16 protein-coding genes are annotated in these 14,980 nt (G+C 64.0%); 8 read left to right on the top strand and 8 right to left on the bottom strand.

Annotation, left to right across the window (positions count from 1 at the left end; genetic code table 11):
- Positions 1–174 precede the first annotated feature (174 nt).
- Together T31B1_RS13375 and T31B1_RS13370 are read right to left on the bottom strand one after the other, a co-directional pair.
- Positions 175–1,374, bottom strand: coding sequence for a DUF4236 domain-containing protein (locus tag T31B1_RS13375; protein WP_353250010.1), 1,200 nt, complete (start codon positions 1,372–1,374; stop codon positions 175–177).
- A gap of 247 nt (positions 1,375–1,621) precedes the next feature.
- Entirely contained in the window at positions 1,622–2,578 is a 957-nt protein-coding gene (locus tag T31B1_RS13370; RefSeq protein ID WP_353250009.1) for a bile acid:sodium symporter family protein, read from the bottom strand.
- A gap of 588 nt (positions 2,579–3,166) precedes the next feature.
- Here T31B1_RS13370 and gshB point away from each other — a divergent pair.
- The 7 genes from gshB to T31B1_RS13335 all read left to right on the top strand — a co-directional run bounded on the left by gshB (position 3,167) and on the right by T31B1_RS13335 (position 8,065).
- On the top strand, positions 3,167–4,120 hold the full coding sequence (gene gshB / locus T31B1_RS13365) for a glutathione synthase (protein WP_353250008.1): 954 nt from the start codon (positions 3,167–3,169) through the stop codon (positions 4,118–4,120).
- A 12-nt stretch (positions 4,121–4,132) separates the two neighbouring features.
- A complete protein-coding gene (locus T31B1_RS13360; RefSeq protein ID WP_353250007.1) occupies positions 4,133–4,864 on the top strand; it encodes an energy transducer TonB in 732 nt (243 codons plus the stop codon).
- 69 nt (positions 4,865–4,933) lie between these two features.
- Complete coding sequence (locus T31B1_RS13355; protein WP_353250006.1) at positions 4,934–5,488, top strand: YqgE/AlgH family protein; 555 nt, start codon at positions 4,934–4,936, stop codon at positions 5,486–5,488.
- A gap of 26 nt (positions 5,489–5,514) precedes the next feature.
- Positions 5,515–5,970, top strand: a complete 456-nt coding sequence (gene ruvX, locus T31B1_RS13350; RefSeq protein ID WP_353250005.1) for a Holliday junction resolvase RuvX — start codon at positions 5,515–5,517, stop codon at positions 5,968–5,970.
- A gap of 162 nt (positions 5,971–6,132) precedes the next feature.
- Positions 6,133–6,633: a bifunctional pyr operon transcriptional regulator/uracil phosphoribosyltransferase PyrR gene (gene pyrR, locus T31B1_RS13345; protein WP_353250004.1), complete on the top strand. Its 501-nt coding sequence runs from the start codon at positions 6,133–6,135 to the stop codon at positions 6,631–6,633.
- Positions 6,630–7,091 (top strand): ACT domain-containing protein, encoded by a 462-nt coding sequence (locus tag T31B1_RS13340; protein ID WP_353250003.1) that lies wholly within the window; start codon positions 6,630–6,632, stop codon positions 7,089–7,091. The genes pyrR and T31B1_RS13340 overlap by 4 nt, the downstream gene beginning before the upstream one ends.
- The gene (locus tag T31B1_RS13335) at positions 7,088–8,065 is read left to right on the top strand and encodes an aspartate carbamoyltransferase catalytic subunit (protein WP_353250002.1); all 978 of its coding nucleotides are present in this window, start codon (positions 7,088–7,090) and stop codon (positions 8,063–8,065) included. The genes T31B1_RS13340 and T31B1_RS13335 overlap by 4 nt, the downstream gene beginning before the upstream one ends.
- Before the next feature lie 16 nt (positions 8,066–8,081).
- On the opposite strand, the gene T31B1_RS13330 is transcribed toward T31B1_RS13335, so the two are convergent.
- From T31B1_RS13330 to T31B1_RS13305, 6 genes are all read right to left on the bottom strand, one after another.
- Entirely contained in the window at positions 8,082–9,194 is a 1,113-nt protein-coding gene (locus T31B1_RS13330) for a succinylglutamate desuccinylase/aspartoacylase family protein (protein WP_353250001.1), read from the bottom strand.
- A gap of 97 nt (positions 9,195–9,291) precedes the next feature.
- Positions 9,292–10,197, bottom strand: a complete 906-nt coding sequence (rimK, locus tag T31B1_RS13325; RefSeq protein ID WP_353250000.1) for a 30S ribosomal protein S6--L-glutamate ligase — start codon at positions 10,195–10,197, stop codon at positions 9,292–9,294.
- Positions 10,194–10,649, bottom strand: coding sequence for an ATP-dependent zinc protease family protein (locus T31B1_RS13320; RefSeq protein ID WP_353249999.1), 456 nt, complete (start codon positions 10,647–10,649; stop codon positions 10,194–10,196). The genes rimK and T31B1_RS13320 overlap by 4 nt, the downstream gene beginning before the upstream one ends.
- Before the next feature lie 63 nt (positions 10,650–10,712).
- Positions 10,713–11,807, bottom strand: a complete 1,095-nt coding sequence (locus T31B1_RS13315) for a PilT/PilU family type 4a pilus ATPase (RefSeq protein WP_353249998.1) — start codon at positions 11,805–11,807, stop codon at positions 10,713–10,715.
- Positions 11,800–12,969 (bottom strand): PilT/PilU family type 4a pilus ATPase, encoded by a 1,170-nt coding sequence (locus tag T31B1_RS13310; RefSeq protein ID WP_353249997.1) that lies wholly within the window; start codon positions 12,967–12,969, stop codon positions 11,800–11,802. The genes T31B1_RS13315 and T31B1_RS13310 overlap by 8 nt, the downstream gene beginning before the upstream one ends.
- A gap of 109 nt (positions 12,970–13,078) precedes the next feature.
- Positions 13,079–14,125, bottom strand: coding sequence for a type IV pilus twitching motility protein PilT (locus T31B1_RS13305; RefSeq protein WP_353249996.1), 1,047 nt, complete (start codon positions 14,123–14,125; stop codon positions 13,079–13,081).
- A 76-nt stretch (positions 14,126–14,201) separates the two neighbouring features.
- Between T31B1_RS13305 and T31B1_RS13300 the strand changes: the two genes are divergently transcribed.
- Positions 14,202–14,921 (top strand): YggS family pyridoxal phosphate-dependent enzyme, encoded by a 720-nt coding sequence (locus T31B1_RS13300; protein ID WP_353249995.1) that lies wholly within the window; start codon positions 14,202–14,204, stop codon positions 14,919–14,921.
- Positions 14,922–14,980 lie beyond the last annotated feature (59 nt).

Here is a 14,980-nt window from a genome sequence, read left to right as displayed (position 1 = left end):
TATACCGGGAATGAACTGTTGCATATCACGTACGAGCGTCCGCCTTGGGTCGCAATTGGCCTAAAGCGGGCCTGCGAACGCTCATGACTGTGACTCAGAATTTTTTATGTAGCATACAGCCGCGTCGTTGTTTGATCGGGAGTTACTATGGTCGGGCGCTAGCTCCGGCTACAGTCAAACCCCGAACGGCTCGATGGTTTTGATGATCCCTGTCGTGGTCATGTTGCGTCGGAGTTCGAAACGTTCCAACGTAACTATTGGGTCTACGCCAGCTAGATTGTCGAAATTCATGTTCTCAAAAGTCTTGCGATCAGCGATCACGCTATAGAGATAGTCGTCATGCTCGCGGCCGGTACCGGTATCGACGCGCTGGGAGTAGCCGGACAGAAGTACCCTGTTTATAGTCGGCAGAGTCCAGAAGCATTCCCCAAGCAGCCGCACGGCAATGCCGTGTATATGATTGGCATACAGTAAGCGCAGCCGCTTTTGTGACAAGCCTTTCAAATTGAGCTTGTTAGCACGCGCCGCCACCGATGCCTCCCGGGCCGGGATATCCTCGATCTCGGGGAGATCGACATCGAGCACTAGATAATTGGCATCCGTCAGATCAAAGGATATTAGCGTCTCGTAGGGCCAATCTAGTCCTTCGAGGCGTTCTTCTAGAACGCGCTCCATCGCATCCGATACGCCGCGTCGAGCCTTCTCAAATACTTCCGCGCGTTCTTGCTGTTGTGTGTCGTGCGCGGCTTTCCGCGCCGTCCATTCGCTTAACTCTTTTTCATAGCGCGTTCTGCGTTCCGCCATTTCACGCTCGCGTTTGCGCCTTAGGTGAGGAATCAGCCGCTCCCAAAACGTGGATGTGCATGGCCGCGGCGGTTCCGGAGCCGCTGGAACGAATGGTTTAGGATTGAAGATGGCCTGCTGAGTGATCGCAGGGGTCCGGTGGTGTATAGATTCGAGTTTAGCCAACTCCCCGTTGATCTCGTCGGCACCACGGCGTAGGAGGTCTTCAATATCGTGTTTGCCTTCTCGCCGCGCTTGACGTTCGACGCGCTCAGGTAACCGTTGACCATTTTCGTCATAGAATTCCAGTTCCCCGGTTTCGTGATCCAAGCCGATCTTGATACGTACAGCTTCCCCGGACGCATCCGCTGGGCGGTGGCGGGCCGGCGTACGGCTTTGGGCCGATTTGCCACCGATGCGTTCGCTCCAGGACAGACCGGTGCCAGGAATACCTGCGCGAACTCGTGTGCCATTTGGGCCAAAACTGATACCGCCGCCTCGGCCGCCGACACTAACCCCGAGACCACGTTTTCCCGCATTCAAACGAATACCAGGGGCGATCTTTACTGAACGACGAAATCGAAACGTCATGTGGCCGCCTGCGGCGTTAACCTCTCCTTAAACCAAAATAGCAAGAAAAGATTTCTTAGCGCATTTTTTATTAGCTCAACATTAGTAGGGGTGCGGGGGTTAGATCAGTTGCTTTAACAGGTCCGCTTAGGGTCGAAAACGGCCGATAAAATCCGACTGGTGATCAGTCTGGTTAGTTCACATCAATAAATTCTTCGCGTAGCGCGGACAGCCCCGGTCGACGAATAGAAAGCGCGCGAGTCTGGCGTCATCGCCCTTGCGTTACGTTTGATTCCAGATCCGTATTCTCGCTTATCGGGCGGCGCTTCCAGTAGCCCGCGAGTATCGATCCGGACACGTTGTGCCAGATGGAGAACAGCGCGCCGGGTAACGCCGCCGTTGCAGTAAAGAACTGGTTCGCCAGTGCCACGGCGAGGCCGGAATTCTGCAGCCCGACTTCGAAGGCGATGGTGCGTGCCGTGCGGGTGTCAAAGCGCATTGCGCGCGCCAGCCCGTAGCCGCCAGCCAGGCCGATGGCGTTATGCGCGATCACGGCCAATGCGACCACTGGCCCCAGCGTCGCCAGGCGCCCTGCGTTTAGCGCCACGACGATCGCGATGATCAACACGATGGCCGCCATCGCCAGTGTGGCCAGCGCGGGTTCGACGCGTTCGAGATGACGCCCGAAGAAATGGTGGATCGCCACGCCGATGACCACGGGCGCCACCACCAGCTGGGCGATACTCAGCAACATGCCGATCACGGGGACGTCGATGCTCTGGCCGACCAGCAACAAAGTCAGCAGCGGCGTCGCAACCACTGATATCAACGTCGATACCATGGTCATGGAAACCGACAGCGCGACGTGGCCACCTGCCAGCCAGGTCATCACGTTCGACGAGGTGCCGCCGGCGGTCGAACCGACCAGAACCATGCCGACGGTCAGCTCTCGGGAAAGCCCCAACCCGAGCGATACCAGCAGTGCGGCGATCGGCATGATGAGAAATTGCAGGAACACGCCGGCCGCGATCGGCCACGGCGATTTCACGACCTGCGCGAAATCTTCCCTGGAAAGCGTCAGGCCCATGGCGAACATGATGATGACCAGCAACATTTTGATATAACCGGCCAGGCCGGTAAAAAGCTGGGGTACGAAGGCCGCAATGACCGCAAGCAGGACGGCCCATACCGGAAACAGACGGTTGAGGCGTTCGAAAATAACCATCGGTGGTTCCTTACGCGTGGTTTCGTGTCGAAACTCTAGGGCCTGCTGCCGTTTCGTGCGAGCGCCGCGTTGGAGACCTCAAATCGTTTCAGGCAAGGCGCGAGTCGCCGATCGTGGCTCGCCCCGATCAAGACTTGCAACGCCGTATGAGGCGATTTGAGGCCCAACCCTTCGGGACAAAGGCTGTTTTGCGGCAATTTAAAGTGTTGCAGCACGCTTGCCTGGAAGGACTACGCGGCACGTACTGGCGCCTCGTCTTGCCGCAAAACAGCGCTTGGCGCGGTCTCCCGTGAAACAGCAACAGGCCCTAAGCCTCAACGCGCGAAAAGAATGAAGAGTACAGCTATAAAAACAGAGCAGGCATTACTCAAACATGCGCGATCCGCGCCGCCAGCGGGTCTCTTTCACGCCGCACACCTCTGAAGCGATCGAACGCAACCGAGCTGCCTGCACGAAATTGGCGTTGATCCGCTCGAATCTGCGGATACCCGGGAGCGCGACGCTCCACCCGCCTGCGCTACCATGCGCGTTTGTCGATAATCGTCGCGGCGCGTTCGACATACGCGGTGCGATTTCAAGGAGCCCGGCATGGCCACCCGTCTCGGCGTCGTGATGGATCCCATCGCGGATATCACCCCCTATAAAGACACCACGCTCGCACTGCTATTGGAGGCGATGCGGCGCGGTTACGAGATCGTGTACTTCGAGATGTCCGATCTGTTCGTGCGCGATGGCGTGGGCTACGGCACGGGCCGGCGGCTCGAGGTGTTCGACGACAACGACGACTGGTATCGCTTTACCGGCGAATCCGAGATTCTGCCGCTAGCCGATCTGGACACGATCCTCATGCGCAAGGATCCGCCGTTCGATACCGAATACATCTATGCGACCTATATCCTCGAACTCGCCGAGAACGAGGGCACGCTGGTGGTCAATCGCTGCGATGCGTTGCGCGACGTCAACGAGAAGATGTCGATCAACCGTTTCGCGCATCTGACCGCGCCGACACTGGTGGCCCGCCGCAGCGCCGATTTCAAGCGCTTCATCAAAGAGCACGGCGACGCGGTGATCAAGCCGCTCGACGGCATGGGCGGTTCGCGCATCTTCCGGGTGAAGACCGGCGACGACAATATTTCCGTGGTGCTGGAAGTGCTCACCGAACACGGCACGCGCTATGCCATGGCCCAGGCCTATCTGCCGGCGATCAAGGACGGCGACAAGCGCATCCTCGTGGTCGACGGCAAGCCGATCGACTATGCCCTGGCGCGGGTGCCGGCCGAGGGCGAACTGCGCGGCAATCTGGCCGCCGGCGGCCGCGGCGTGGGCCGCCCACTGACCGATGCCGATCGCGCCATCGCCGAGGAGATCGGGCCTTACCTGCGCGACAAGGGGCTGCTGTTCGTGGGTCTGGACGTGATCGGCGACAAGCTCACCGAGATCAACGTCACCAGCCCGACCTGCGTACGCGAGCTGGACACGCAGTTCGGGATCAATATCGCAGCCTATCTGTTCGATGCGATCGACAAGCGCTTGGGTGGCTGAGGCCGATCGCCCGTGTCGGAGCGCCACACGCGGCTGATCCTGTGCGTGGCACTGGCCCTGGCCTGCCACGTCGCCCTGCTCGGCTGGGCCGTGGGCACCAACCCCACACCTGCCGACCGGCCGCTGCGAACGACACGGGCGGCCGGCGAGGCGGCCGCGGCGACGCCGACCGACGTCGTGGCCGCCCAGGACCAGCGCGGGTCCGCACGCTATTCGCAGCAGGCGCGATTCGCCGGGTTACCTTCGAACGGCGCAGCGGCCGCCGCCCAGCGCGCGAACGCCGGCCAGACCACACGCTTCGTGGTCGTGGCAAACCAACAGGCGGGCCGCGAGCGCAGCCCGCAAACCCTGCTGGACCGGCCGAATGCGCCAGACCGGGTATCGCGCGCCGCCCGCATCCACAGTGCAGTGGGCGATCCGCGCGCACGGTATCTGGCGGCCTGGCAGGATCGTATCGAAGCCCTTGGCAGCCGGCGCTACCCGAGCGAGCTGCTCTCGCCGGGCGAGCCACGCCGTCTGACTCTGGCGGTACGGCTGGCGCCCGACGGGCGCCTGCTGGCGCTGCGCGTGGTGCATTCTTCCGGCCAACCGGCGCTGGATCGCGCCGCGCTGTCGATCGTGCGGGATGCCGCGCCGTTCGCCGCGTTCGGACAAACGCTCGGCGACGATGCCGGCACGCTCAGTTTTGCCTACGACTGGCTGTTCGAAGCCGGGGCGCACACCCGCCTGCGTCCGGCCGGCTGAGCGGGCCGCGCACCCGGCCGCGAACGGATTCATTTGCCCACGCGCGATGGCCCGGCGGATAATGAACCCATGAGCCATGGAATCTTCCGCAACCAGTTTCTACTCGCCATGCCGGGCCGCGTGGGCGGCGACTTCGCCGATAGCGTGACCTTCATCGCCGAACACAACGACGACGGCGCGATGGGCCTGGTGATCAACAAACCCAGCGATCTCGCCGTGCGCGACATGCTCGCCCACATGGACATCGAAGCCCATGTCGACAAGGGCCTGCCGGTGTTCTGGGGCGGGCCGGTCCAGCCCGAGCGCGGCTTCGTGCTGCATCGCGACGAAGGCGAATGGGAATCGTCTCTCAAGATCGACGGCGGCCTGGCAATCACGACCTCGCGCGACATCCTCGAAGCCATCGGCAACGGGTTCGGCCCGAGCGCCTATCTGATCACACTCGGGTATGCCGGCTGGGGCGACGGCCAGCTGGAGTCGGAAATGCTGGCCAACAGCTGGTTGAGCACGCCCTCCAGCGAGCAGATCATCTTCGATACGCCGGTCGCGGCACGCTGGGCCGATGCCGCGCGCCTGCTCGGCCTGGAAGCTCACCAGCTGTCGGGGCTGGTCGGCCATGCCTGATCGCACGCAACGCACGGAGTTCCGCGATGGCCGGTAACGCCGATGTTCTGCTGGGTTTCGACTTCGGTACCAAACGCATCGGCGTGGCCGTGGGCAACGCGATCACCGGCAATGCGCAGGCGCTGACCACACTGCACAACCGGCACAGCGACAACGGCGGCCCCGATTGGCAGGGCCTGACCCGTATCGTGGCCGAATGGCGCCCGGGTGCGCTGGTCGTCGGCCTGCCGTTGGCCGCGGACGGTACGTCGCAGGCGATGACCCGGCACGCACGGTCATTCATGGAGCAGCTCGGCGCGCATTTCGATATGCCGGTTCATGCCATGGACGAGCGCTTTTCCACGATCGAGGCCATGGAACGATTGCGCACCGCACGGGCCACCGGCAGCCGCGGCCGTCGCCTGGCCAAGGGCGATTCGGATGCCATGGCTGCCCAGGTCATTCTCGAAGGCTGGCTGGCCAGCGCCCCCGATGCCGGGTGAACGCTCGTGTAGATGCGGTGGCGCGGATTGCGCCTCATCGTCGGTCGCGCGCGAGCGGCCCTTCGTGGCCCGGGGCGCCTCATTGGCGGGTATGCCGGGCAGCGCGTTCGTCAGGCCGGCACCTTCAACACCCCATCACGCCCCAGCCTACGGAACTGCGCCATGACCCCTTCCCAGCAGAGTTACGATGTCGATGCCGCGCTTGCGGCCCTGCGCGGACAACTTGCCCCGCTGGTTGAGGCCACGCCCGACGCCGTGATGGTCGGCGTGGAGACCGGCGGCGCCTGGATCGCGGAGCGCCTGCACGCCGATCTGGGGCTGAGCGAGCCGCTGGGCACGCTCAACATCAGTTTCTATCGTGACGATTTCTCTACGGTGGGCCTGCACCCGAGCGTCGGACCGTCCAGCATCGAGGCCGAGATCGATGGCCGCACGGTGATTCTGGTGGACGACGTGCTCTATACCGGCCGCACCGTGCGGGCCGCGCTCAACGAGCTGTTCGACTACGGCCGGCCGGCCGCGGTACGGCTGGCCGTGCTGGTGGATCGCGGCGCGCGTGAACTGCCTTTCGCGCCCGACGCCGTCGGCCTGCACATAGATATCGAACGCGGCCGCCAGATCAAGCTCACCGGCCCGGAGCCGCTACGGCTGGAGATGCGATGACCGGCGTCGCGGCGGACCACCCGGCCCGCGGCCTGCTCGCACGATTGAAGCCGATACGCCATGCCGGCCGATATCGGTTCGTCGCCCTCGAGGATCCCGTATCACTCCCCGCCGAGGCGTGTATCTGTCTGATGCGCGAAGCCGAAGGCCTGTCGGCGATCGTCGCCGTCGAGCATGTGCCCCCCGGCGCGCGAGTGATGGATTTTCCGGCCAGCTGGATCACGCTCGGCGTCGAGTCGTCGCTCGACGGCGTGGGTCTGACTGCCGCGGTGGCCCAGCGTCTGGCGGACGCGGGCATCGCCTGCAACGTGGTGGCGGCCATCCACCATGACCATCTGTTCGTGCCCGAAGCCGACGCCGATCGGGCCATGGCCGAACTGTGCGCCCTGCAACAGGCCGCCGCACGGGCCGGCGATATCGCTGGCGAAACCACTGCTACCAGGACCACACCGGCATGACCGATCTACAGATCGACGCCCACGGGCGCCTGCGCCATCTGCTGACCACCGAAGGGCTGCCTCGCGCGCTCATCCAGCGCATTCTCGACACCGCCGAGACATTCGTACCCGAGGCCGGCGTGCCACCCAAGAAGGTGCCGCTGCTGCGCGGCAAGACCGTATTCAACCTGTTCTTCGAGAACTCCACGCGCACACGCACCACGTTCGAGCTGGCGGCCAAGCGTCTGTCGGCGGACGTCATCAACATGGACGTCGCGCACTCGTCCAAGTCCAAGGGTGAGGACGACCTCGACACCCTCTATACGCTGCAGGCCATGGGCGCCGACATCTTCGCGATCCGGCATCCGGAAAACGGCGCGGCCGCCCGGTTCGCTGCACATGCCGCACCCCACGTGGCGATCGTCAATGCCGGCGACGGCAGCCATGCGCACCCCACTCAGGGCTTGCTGGACGTATTCACGATCCGCCGTCATCGGCCGGATTTCGATGCCCTGCGCGTGGCGATCGTCGGCGACGTGCGCCATTCGCGCGTGGCTCATTCGACCATTCATGCTCTGCGTACGCTGGGCACGCGCGATATCCGCGTGGTCGGCCCACGGCATTTCCTGCCGGCCGACCCGGCCGCCCTCGGGGTCTCGGCCACCACTGACACAGCCGCCGGCCTGAACGGCGCGGATGTAGTCATGGGCCTGCGGATTCAGCGCGAACGTATCGAGGGCGATGCGCTGGCAGACGTTGCCGACTATCACAGCCAGTTCGGCCTGCATGCGGCCAACCTCGCCCATGCGTCGGCCACCGCGCTGGTCATGCACCCGGGGCCGATCAACCGGGGTGTGGAGATCAACGCCGATATCGCCTACGGCCAACAGTCGGTGATTCTCGAACAGGTGCGCAACGGTATTGCCGTACGCATGGCGGTCATGGCGATCATCGCCGGCAACCGTGCGCCCGGCGGCGGGCCGCCCTCGGCCTGAGCCCGCCGGCGGATAGTCACACCACCGGCGGCTCGCCGGATTCGCCGGTCGAGTTCTTGCCCTCGTCGGGCTCGTGGGCAGACTGATACGCCTCGACGCGACTGGCCAGCTTCTGAGCGCCCTTGACGCGGGCGACGTGGTAAAGCGCATCCCCCGCATGGGCCAGCGGAAGGTAGGACCGGCCGATCACGATGCCGGCATGCTCCGAGCGAACCTCGATCTCGGTTTCGCCGAACGGGTCGGCCACATAGGCCAGCACCTGATCCTTGCTCACGTACTCGCCCAGTTCGACCAGCGAACGCAGAATGCCGGACTCCGGCGCGCGCTCCCAGTTGGAATCGAGTGCGACCACCGGCTTGGGCGGCACTTTGCTGCGCCGACGCCGGGGCAGCATCTCCAGTTCCCGCATGACGTTGGATATGCCGCGTACGCCCGCCCGGATCGAGAATTCGTCGAAACGCAGCGCTTCGCCGGCCTCGTAGAGCAACAGCGGCACGCCCTTGCGATCGGCGTATTCACGCAGCGAGCCTTCACGCAACGAGGCGTCGATCAACAACGGGCAACCAAAGGCATCGGCCAGGCGCTTGACCGTGGCCTGCGACAGATCGGCACGAATCTGTGGCAGGTTCGAACGGTGGATGGCTCCGGTATGCAGGTCGATACCGTAATCCGACTTCATCACGATCTCGTCGACGAACACCTTGGCCAGACGCGAGGCGACCGAGCCGTTGGCACTGCCGGGAAACGAGCGGTTGAGATCGCGCCGGTCGGGCAGATAACGCGAATGTCGCAGAAAGCCGTGCACGTTGACGATGGGCACCGCGATGAGCGTGCCGCGCAGCTGCTTGAGCCCGCGCAGTTTGAGCACCCGGCGGATGATCTCGACGCCGTTCAGCTCGTCGCCGTGCACGGCTGCGGATACGAACAGCACCGGGCCCGGCCGGCGGCCGCGCACCACGTTGACGGGCATGGTCAGTTTGGCGTGGGTATACAGATCGGCGACCGGAATATCCACGGTCGCACGGCTGCCGGCTTCGATGGTCTGGCCGCCGATGACGAGCGGCTCGGGCTTGTCCGTGCTCGCCCGCTCGGCAGGCCGGCTCGGCTGGGAATCGGCGGTTTGGCTCATGGCATGACGGTCGTGGGCGCTGGAGGGCGCCGGAATAGCGAAACGGCGACGGCCTGCGAGGACCGTGTTCAAAGGCGCGGGCGCGCGCGACAGCTGTCTAGCCGCCGCCGCGAGTCCGGGTCTTGCCGCGCTTGGAGTAGTTTTCGATGAAGGCGATGATCTGGCCGGCGATGTCCTTGCCGGTCGCACCTTCGATACCTTCCAGGCCCGGCGAGGAGTTCACCTCCATGACCACCGGCCCGTGGTTGGAACGCAGCAGATCCACACCGGCGACGTTCAGGCCCATGATCTTGGCGGCCCTGACCGCCGTGGACCGCTCTTCCGGGGTGATCTTGATCACCGTGGCGCTGCCGCCCCGGTGCAGGTTCGAGCGGAACTCGCCTTCCTTGCCCTGGCGCTTCATCGAGGCCACGACCTTGTCGCCAATCACGAAACACCGGATATCGGCGCCGCGGGCCTCCTTGACGAACTCCTGCACCAGGAAATGCGCGTCCAGGCCGCGGAAGGCATCGATCACCGACTCGGCCGCACCGCGGGTCTCGGTAAGTACCACGCCCTTGCCCTGGGTCCCCTCGGTGAGCTTGATGACATACTGGTTGCCGCCGACCAGATCCAGCAAGTCGTCGGTATCGTCCGGCGAGTGGGCAAAGCCGGTCACCGGCAGGCCGATGCCCTTGCGCGAGAGCAGCTGCATGGAGCGCAGCTTGTCTCTCGAGCGCGAGATCGCCACGGACTCGTTGAGCGGATAGACGCCGATCATCTCGAACTGGCGCAGCACGGCGGTGGCATAGAAGGTGATCGAGGCGCCGATACGCGGAATCACCGCGTCGATGTTCTCGAGCTTCTTGCCCTTGTAGTGAATCTCCGGCGCATGCGGCACGATGTTCATGTAGCAGCGCAGCGGATCGACCACCGACACCTCGTGCTCGCGCGCCTTGCAGGCCTCGATCAGCCGCCGCGTGGAGTACAGGTTGCGGTTGCGAGACATGATGACGATGTTCATAGGGTTCCGGCTCCCGGCGGTCGGCCAGTAATGAAGGACGCAAGAGGATCCACGCGCAGAGAGCGCATCGCAGTGCGCCCCACCAGCATACGGAAAAGCATTGTATCGCGCGCGGTCAACGTCAATTCGATCGGCCAGCGGCGCGGTCCCATACGAACATCGGTGGCGATCACGAAGCGCCATTCCTGGTGCCCGCCGGAATCGCGCACGCGCCGCTCGTCGACCACCGGCGCCTGACACCAGACGATCGTATCGACATCCTTCTGGAATGGATGAACACCGAAACGGGCCGTACGTTCGCCGGCCTCGTGTGCCACCTCCAGCGAAAAGGTATGCAGCGCGGAGGTTCGTGCGCCGGTATCGATCTTGGCCTTGATGTACTCGATGCCCAGATCCGGCAGCCCGACCCATTCACGCCAGCCGATCAGCGTCTTGTCCGGCGCGTCAGCCATCGCGGCAACCCCCGTAAAACCTCAGGTTAGCATGCAGCCCGCCCGGCCCCGGTCTGGTTGGGCTCAGATCTTCTCGAAGGCCAGGCGGCTCTGCAGGTTATCGCGCGAATCGGCATAGGACAGCGCCTGCTCGGCGGAAATGCGCCGTGCGCGCACCAGAGCCAGCAGCGAATCGTCGAACGTGGCCATGCCGTCGGCCGCATCGGCTTCGTCCATGGCTTCGCGCACCGAATCGATCCGGCCCTTGCGGATCAGATCGGCGATATAGGGCGTGTTCAGCAATACCTCGTAGGCGGCTACGCGGCGCCCGTCCAGCCCGGTGACCAACCGCTGGGAGACGATGGCCCGCAAGTTGAGCGACAGATCCATGAACAACGCCTCTCGCGCGGCCTCGGGAAATAGCGAGATCAGGCGCTGCAGACACTGATAGGCGTTGCTGCCGTGCAATGTCGACAACGCCAGATGACCGGTGCCGGCCAGCTGCAGACAGGCCTCGGCGGTGGCCAGATCGCGGATCTCGCCGATCTGGACCACGTCCGGTGCCTCGCGCATCGCCGAGCGGATGGCACGATCGAATGCACGGGTGTCGGTGCCCAGCTCGCGCTGGTTGACGATCGAGCGCTTGTGACGATAGAGAAACTCGATCGGGTCCTCGATGGTGAGGATATGCCCGCTGGCGTTTTCGTTGCGGTGGTTGATCATCGCCGCGAGCGTGGTCGACTTGCCCGACCCCGTCGCGCCCACCACCATCACCAGACCACGTTTCTGCATGGCCAGGCGCTTGAGCACGTCCGGCATCTCGAAATCGTCGAAGCTGGGCACATTGCCGATGTTGCGCAACACGATCGCCGCCGAGCCGCGCTGGCGAAAGATGTTCACCCGGAACCGCCCCTGCGCGCCAAAGCGCACGGCGAAGTCGATTTCCTGTTCGCGTTCGAACTCGGCCTGCTGGTGTTCGTTCATCAGCCCGAGTGCGAGGGATTCGACCACCTGCGGGGTGAGCAACTCTCGTGCTTGGCCCTTGACCGGATAGATCTCGCCCTCGACGCGCAGCATCACCGGTGCATGCGTGGTCACGTAGACGTCCGAGGCCTGCTTGTCCATGGCCAGCTGCAGATAAGGGTCGAGCGTGTCGATCGGCGCGTCCGGTTCAGCCATGATCGCCTGCCACGTCATCGTCGTCGTCGGCCTGCATCGACATCGTCTGCACGCGCGGGTCGGCACGCAGATCCTGACGCCCGCGTTCGCTGTTGAGCTTGATGTTCAGACGCAGCTCGTTCTGGGAATCGGCGTTGCGCAGCGCTTCTGCATAGTCGATCACGCCGGACTCGAACAGTTCGAACAGCGCCTGGTCGAAGGTCTTCATGCCCTGCTCCTGGGCCCGAGCCATGGCCTCCTTGAGCTGGCCGACCTTGCCCTTGAATATCATGTCCGAAACCAGCGGCGTGTTGAGCAGCACTTCCACCGCGGCCGCTCGTCCGCCGCCCACGCGGCGCACCAGGCGTTGGGAGACCAGCGCGTTCAGATTCAGCGACATATCCATGAGCAGCTGCTCGCGCCGGGACTCGTCGAAGAAGTTGATGATGCGATCCAGCGCCTGGTTGGCATTGTTGGCGTGCATCGTGCACAGCACCAGGTGGCCGGTCTCGGCGAAGTTGATCGCGTATTCCATGGTTTCGCGCGTACGTACTTCGCCGATGAGGATGACGTTGGGCGCCTGGCGCAGCGTGTTCTTGAGCGCGTTCTCCCACGACTGGGTGTCCACACCCACCTCACGCTGGGTCACGATCGACTTGCCGTGCGGATGCACGAACTCGATCGGATCCTCGATGCTGATGATGTGACCGGCCGAATGGGCGTTGCGATACCCGAGCATCGCAGCCAGCGAGGTCGACTTGCCCGAGCCGGTTGCGCCCGCGAAGATCACCAGCCCGCGTTCGGCCATGACCACGTCCTTGAGCACCGGCGGCAATCCGAGCACGTCGAAATCCGGAATCTCGGTGTTGATCACGCGCAGCACCGCCCCGACACGCCCCTGCTGGACGAACGCCGATACGCGATAGCGCCCGGACGGCGGCGAGATCGCGAACTGGCATTCCTTGAACTCGTCGAACTCGCGCGCCTGACGATCGTTCATGATCGAGCGCACGATCAGCGCCGACTGCTCGTGGGTAAGTGGACGCTCCATCAACGGCGAGATCTGGCCGTCCTTCTTGATCGCCGGCGGAAAGCCGCTGGTAATGAAAAGATCCGAACCGCCCTCGGCCGACAGCCGCTCCAGCAGCACCGTGAGCAGCTTGGTCGCCTGCGCTCTATCCATGCGATGGTCTCCCTGCGGCGTATCGTTTGGTCGCGCGGGCGCGGCAGGCTCTGCCTCGAGCAAGACCGGTCACGCCGAGTTGCCGGTTGTCGCGCATGTCCGAAGCCGCCTAGCCGTGACCGGCCAACGCATCGCGATTGGCCGCGCGGCGAGCGGCTTCCTCACGCGCTACCACGCCGCGCCGAACCAGGTCGGCCAGACACTGGTCCAGGGTCTGCATGCCCGCCGACTGGCCGGTCTGGATCGAGGAATACATCTGCGCGACCTTGCCTTCGCGGATCAGGTTCCGGATCGCCGGCGTGCCGATCATGATCTCGTGGGCAGCGATCCGGCCGCCGGCCTTTTTCTTGAGCAGGGTCTGCGAGATCACCGCGCGCAACGACTCCGAAAGCATGGCGCGCACCATGTCCTTCTCGGCCCCGGGGAATACGTCGATCACGCGATCGATGGTCTTGGCCGCCGATGAGGTATGCAGCGTGCCGAACACCAGATGGCCGGTCTCGGCCGCAGTCAGCGCCAGGCGGATGGTTTCCAGATCGCGCAGTTCGCCGACCAGGATGGTGTCCGGGTCCTCGCGCAGCGCGCTGCGCAGTGCCGCCGAGAACGAATGCGTATCGCGCGAGACTTCGCGCTGGTTGATCAGACACTTGCGCGATGCGTGCACGAACTCGATCGGGTCCTCGACAGTCAGGATATGGCCGAGCTCGTGTTCGTTCTTGTGGTTGACCATCGCCGCCAGTGTGGTCGACTTGCCCGAACCGGTCGGGCCGGTGACCAGCACCAGCCCGCGCGGCAGCGCGGCAATCTCGCGAAAGATGCGCGGCGCATCCAGATCGTCGAGGCTGAGCACCTCCGAGGGAATGGTCCGGAATACCGCGGCCGCCCCGCGATTCTGGTAGAACACGTTGACACGGAAACGGGCCAACCCGGCAATCTCGAACGAGAAATCGGTCTCCAGATTCTCGTCGTATTCCTTGCGCTGACGATCGTTCATGATGTCGTAGACGAGATCGAACACTTCCTTGTGTTCCATCGCCGGAAGATTGATCCGACGCATATCGCCATCGACACGGATCATGGGCGGCAGCCCGGCCGACAGATGCAGATCGGATGCGTTCTGCTTGACCGAAAAGGCCAGTAACTGAGAAATATCCATGCGCCCCCAAATTCCGGGTTTGGTTTGTCCCCGCCTGAGCTTATCCTAACCCAATGTCGGTTAAGGAAAACGCCCCATGAACGACTCTTCGGCCAACCGCTCGGCCATCGACCGGCACGATATCGCCGCCCGCCTGGCTCGGGTCCACGAACGCATGCGCACCGCCGCCGAGCGCCACGGACGCGACATCGGCGATATCGCGCTGGTGGCCGTGAGCAAGACCAAGCCCGCTGCGCTGGTGGAAGCCGCACTCGCAGCCGGCCAACGCGATTTCGGCGAGAACTACCTGCAGGACGCATTGGCCAAGATAGAGGCCCTTGCCACCCATGACCCGATCTGGCATTTCATCGGCGATATCCAGTCGAACAAGACCCGCGACATCGCCGCCCGGTTCGCCTGGGTACATGCGGTGGATCGCTACAAGATCGCGCGCCGACTGTCCGATCAGCGGCCCGAGGATATGCCGCCACTCAACCTGTGTATCCAGATCAATATCGACGACGAGCAGAGCAAGGCCGGCATCGCGGCCACGGACGCGCCGGAACTGGCCGAGCAGATTGCCCAGCTGCCCGGCGTACGCCTGCGCGGGCTGATGAGCATTCCCGCCTACAGCGACGACCCGGATGCCCAGCGCCGGCCGTTCGCGGCGCTGCGTGGTCTGATGGAACAGCTCAACGACCGCGGCCATACCCTCGATACCCTGTCGATGGGCATGAGCGCGGATCTGGAAGCCGCGATCGCGGAGGGGGCCACGCATGTGCGGGTGGGCACCGACATCTTCGGCGCACGCGACTGAGGCCAGTTCGGACCGCCGCGATTCCAAGCCGGCGGCGAACCCTTTAGACTCGCGCCAAA

The sequence above is a fragment of the Salinisphaera sp. T31B1 genome, from assembly GCF_040361275.1.
Classification (GTDB): Bacteria; Pseudomonadota; Gammaproteobacteria; order Nevskiales; family Salinisphaeraceae; genus Salinisphaera.
The sequence above is the reverse complement of the archived record's forward strand: the minus strand, read 5'-3'. Positions and strand labels throughout refer to the sequence as shown.

What these genes read in the sequence shown, in the direction of transcription:
- T31B1_RS13310 (WP_353249997.1), bottom strand. Translation starts at nt 12,969, where the DNA reads ATGGATAGAGCGCAGGCGACCAAGCTGCTCACGGTGCTGCTGGAGCGG.
- T31B1_RS13315 (WP_353249998.1), bottom strand. Translation starts at nt 11,807, where the DNA reads ATGGCTGAACCGGACGCGCCGATCGACACGCTCGACCCTTATCTGCAG.
- ruvX (WP_353250005.1), top strand. Translation starts at nt 5,515, where the DNA reads ATGGCCGGTAACGCCGATGTTCTGCTGGGTTTCGACTTCGGTACCAAA.
- rimK (WP_353250000.1), bottom strand. Translation starts at nt 10,197, where the DNA reads ATGAACATCGTCATCATGTCTCGCAACCGCAACCTGTACTCCACGCGG.
- pyrR (WP_353250004.1), top strand. Translation starts at nt 6,133, where the DNA reads ATGACCCCTTCCCAGCAGAGTTACGATGTCGATGCCGCGCTTGCGGCC.
- T31B1_RS13375 (WP_353250010.1), bottom strand. Translation starts at nt 1,374, where the DNA reads ATGACGTTTCGATTTCGTCGTTCAGTAAAGATCGCCCCTGGTATTCGT.
- T31B1_RS13300 (WP_353249995.1), top strand. Translation starts at nt 14,202, where the DNA reads ATGAACGACTCTTCGGCCAACCGCTCGGCCATCGACCGGCACGATATC.
- T31B1_RS13370 (WP_353250009.1), bottom strand. Translation starts at nt 2,578, where the DNA reads ATGGTTATTTTCGAACGCCTCAACCGTCTGTTTCCGGTATGGGCCGTC.
- T31B1_RS13335 (WP_353250002.1), top strand. Translation starts at nt 7,088, where the DNA reads ATGACCGATCTACAGATCGACGCCCACGGGCGCCTGCGCCATCTGCTG.
- gshB (WP_353250008.1), top strand. Translation starts at nt 3,167, where the DNA reads ATGGCCACCCGTCTCGGCGTCGTGATGGATCCCATCGCGGATATCACC.
- T31B1_RS13320 (WP_353249999.1), bottom strand. Translation starts at nt 10,649, where the DNA reads ATGGCTGACGCGCCGGACAAGACGCTGATCGGCTGGCGTGAATGGGTC.
- T31B1_RS13340 (WP_353250003.1), top strand. Translation starts at nt 6,630, where the DNA reads ATGACCGGCGTCGCGGCGGACCACCCGGCCCGCGGCCTGCTCGCACGA.
- T31B1_RS13305 (WP_353249996.1), bottom strand. Translation starts at nt 14,125, where the DNA reads ATGGATATTTCTCAGTTACTGGCCTTTTCGGTCAAGCAGAACGCATCC.
- T31B1_RS13330 (WP_353250001.1), bottom strand. Translation starts at nt 9,194, where the DNA reads ATGAGCCAAACCGCCGATTCCCAGCCGAGCCGGCCTGCCGAGCGGGCG.
- T31B1_RS13355 (WP_353250006.1), top strand. Translation starts at nt 4,934, where the DNA reads ATGAGCCATGGAATCTTCCGCAACCAGTTTCTACTCGCCATGCCGGGC.